Genomic DNA, 3,148 nt, shown 5'->3' with positions numbered 1-3,148 from the left:
CATATCGCGCTCTAGCCCGATCTCTTCGGTGATGATGTCGATGCCCGGCTTAAGCGTTGCGTTTAGAAAGCTCACAAAGCCAAAGCCTAGCCCGCCGGCAGCTCCTGCTCCGGGACTATTCCAAAGCTCGCGTCCGAGGTGTTTGCTTACGACGCTTGCAAAATTTATAAGCCCTGCATCGAGCTGCTTTACCATCGCCGCATCCGCGCCCTTTTGCGGAGCGTAAATATATGCCGCGCCGTTTTCGCCAAAAAGCGGATTATCCACGTCGCAGGCGATAAGAAACTCACACTCTTTAAGATGTGGTAGCACCGAAGTGCAATCTATTGTGACGAGTTTAATCAGATCCTCGCCCGCTCCCGCAAGCTCTGCGCCATTTGCATCTTTAAATTTAAAACCGAGCGCGCGTAGCATACCCATGCCCGCGTCATTCGTAGCACTTCCGCCGATGCCTATGATAAACTTTCGCGCGCCGTGCGCGATCGCATGTGCTATCATCTCGCCAAAGCCATAAGTGCTCGTTTTTAGCGGATTGCGGCGCGATTTTTCGATGAGCGGCAGACCCGATGCGGACGCCATTTCTAAGATGCCTAGTTCGCCTTTTAAGGCGTAGCGCGCGGGCGTTTTTTCGCCTAATGGATTTGCTACGATGACGTCCATAAACCTAGCTTTTAGCGCGTCGGCAAGGGCTTCAACGCTTCCTTCGCCGCCATCTGCGATAGGTTTGACGAGCACCTCGCAGCCTAGCTTTTCGATGCCTGATTTTACGGCGTTGCCCGCCTCAAGCGAACTAAGCGAGCCCTTAAACGAGTCGATCGCGACTAAAACTTTCATATTTTTCCTTTAGCTGGTATTTTAAAATTTTGGAATTTTACAGCGCGTAGACTAAATTTACGATGACAAGACTGAAGCAAGAGTAGAATTTTAAAATCTCGTTGCCAAATTTATGGGGTAAATTTTAAAATTTCATGTCGTGGAATTTTAAAATTCTGTAAGCCATAGAATTTCGGCTAAATTTTAAAATTCAGTAGCGATAGAATTTTAAAATTTCGCTCCTTGAGGCTTTGTGTGTAAATTTAAAACTATGTTAAGCGAAATTTTAATACTAAGGCATTTGCGCGACGCGGGCTAGCTACGTAAATTTAAAGAATTTTATGTAGCTAGCCGCTGGTAGATGCTCGTAGCGCTCCGCACTGATTTAGCGCTGTAGCGGCTAAATAAGCTAGCCTATATCAAAAACAGCGACAAAATCCACACGCTGATCATACCCGTAATGCCCATAATTAGGGTTAGCATAGTCTGTGTGCGGTAGCCTTGCTGCGGGTTCATCTTGCTGAAATTCGTAACGACCCAAAAGTAGCTGTCATTAGCGTGCGAAACCGTCATAGCGCCCGCTGCGATCGCCATTACGACGAGCGCGCCGGACATTTCGGAGGTGAAGCCCAGTACCTGCATTAGCGAGCCGTCTGCGTTAAATGCGCCCATAATCGAAGCTGTAGTGATGATCGCCACGGTGGAGCTTCCTTGCGCTGTTTTTAGGACTGCCGAGATTAAGAACGGGAAGAAAATCCCCGCGGCTTTAATGGCAGTCGCATTGTCTTTGATGTAGGTTACGAAGCCGGCGTCGGTAATGACCTTGCCTAGCACTCCGCCCGCTGCGGTGATGAAGAGGATCGGACCTACTATCTTTAAGGATTCATTGGTGATCTCGCTAAATTCGCCTAGTTTGCTGGTTTGCACAAGTAAAAATACCGCAAAAACTACTCCCAAGGCTAGCGCGATGATAGGATTTCCTAAAAATTGTGAAATTTCGCCCGCAAATCCGCCTACTTTTAGGATCTTGGCGACGGAACCCAGCGCCATAAATAGGATCGGCACCAAAATAGGGGCTAAGCTTAAAAATCCGCCAGGTAATTTGCCGTATTGTTTAAGCAGATCGTCGTAGCTTTTAGCAATGACTTCATTCGCTTCAGCCTCGCTTATATGGACGCTTTTGGCGACTTTTTTAGAAAAAAAGTATGTGGCGATCAGCACCGGCAAGGACACTACCGCGCCCATTGCGATTACGAGCAGTAGATTGCCGCCTAGACCCACGGCGCCTGCTGCGGCGATCGGTCCCGGAGTCGGCGGGATGAATACGTGCGAGGCATAAAGTCCGCCCGAGAGCGCTACTGCTAGAGCGACCGGATTTTCGCCGATTTTTTTGCTGATCGCTTCTCGGATCGGGTTTAAAACGACGAAGCCGCTGTCGCAAAATACGGGGATACCCACGATCCAGCCCATTATGAGCATCGCAAGCTCGGGGCGCTTTTGCCCGACTACGTTTACGACCATATCGGCGAGTTTGAGCGCTGCGCCGGTCTTTTCGAGCACGGTGCCGATGAGCGCGCCGAAGATTATGACGATACCGATACTCTTAAACGTGCCGCTGAATCCGTCGCCGATAATCGCGGGGATCTTGGCTAGCGGTATGCCCGCGACGATCGCGAGCGCCAGGGAGATAAGCATTAGCGCCAAAAATGGGTGAACGCCTGCTTTGGAGATCAAAAAAATCATCACGACGACCGCTATGGCGAAGCAGATGATTAACGCAACACCGCTCATAAAAGCTCCTTGAATGGATTTAATTTGCCCGCAAGCGGTTTAAGCTTAAACTCCGTTTGCGCCTCAAATTTAATGCGGTAATTTTAGCGAAATTTTAATATAAAGCAAGAAAGGCGGCGTTAAATTTATGGAAATTTATGATTTATGCGGAAATGATGGACTGGCTAGCGGAGTTTATCGGTTGGAATTTATCGGTTGGAATTTATCGGTTGGAATTTATCGGTTGGAATTTATCGGTGCCGCGCGGCGAGAGCAGTTAAAATTTTAAAATTTACGTCGTTCGCTTTGATACGCTGTTTACTTTGATACGCTACGTGGCGGGCAGCGGAAATTTTATCGCTATTCGACGTCGTGGCGCAGCAATGGCGGCCGTGCGCTTGCGCTTTACGCGCAGCTTTGGCGGCTTGGGGGCGTGAGCGACGTGGACGGCTTTGCGGCACTTGCTACTGCGGCAGCGGTGGAGATAAGGCAGTAGTGGAGGAGGTAGCGGTGAGGCAGCGGCGGCAGGGTTTTTGATATACAATCGGCGATGATAGAATTTTGA

Annotated in this window: 3 protein-coding genes; 1 reads left to right on the top strand and 2 read right to left on the bottom strand. The window is 49.4% G+C overall.

Translation table 11 applies throughout. The features are described from left to right. Both Q0238_RS04950 and Q0238_RS04945 read right to left on the bottom strand, forming a co-directional pair. Positions 1 to 834: glycerate kinase (locus tag Q0238_RS04950; RefSeq protein WP_297943456.1), on the bottom strand; the 834-nt coding region annotated here is incomplete at its 3' end. A 393-nt stretch (positions 835 to 1,227) separates the two neighbouring features. Next, entirely contained in the window at positions 1,228 to 2,604 is a 1,377-nt protein-coding gene (locus Q0238_RS04945; RefSeq protein WP_297943454.1) for a GntP family permease, read from the bottom strand. A gap of 137 nt (positions 2,605 to 2,741) precedes the next feature. Between Q0238_RS04945 and Q0238_RS04940 the strand changes: the two genes are divergently transcribed. Next, entirely contained in the window at positions 2,742 to 2,864 is a 123-nt protein-coding gene (locus Q0238_RS04940) for a hypothetical protein (RefSeq protein WP_297943452.1), read from the top strand. Positions 2,865 to 3,148: the final 284 nt, after the last annotated feature.

Origin of the sequence: uncultured Campylobacter sp. (assembly GCF_938045775.1) — a bacterium.
In the GTDB taxonomy this organism is placed as follows: Bacteria; Campylobacterota; Campylobacteria; order Campylobacterales; family Campylobacteraceae; genus Campylobacter_B.
The sequence above is the reverse complement of the archived record's forward strand: the minus strand, read 5'-3'. Positions and strand labels throughout refer to the sequence as shown.

Excerpts from the sequence above, each read along its gene's own strand:
- Q0238_RS04945 (WP_297943454.1), bottom strand. The coding sequence starts at position 2,604 with ATGAGCGGTGTTGCGTTAATCATCTGCTTCGCCATAGCGGTCGTCGTG.
- Q0238_RS04940 (WP_297943452.1), top strand. The coding sequence starts at position 2,742 with ATGATTTATGCGGAAATGATGGACTGGCTAGCGGAGTTTATCGGTTGG.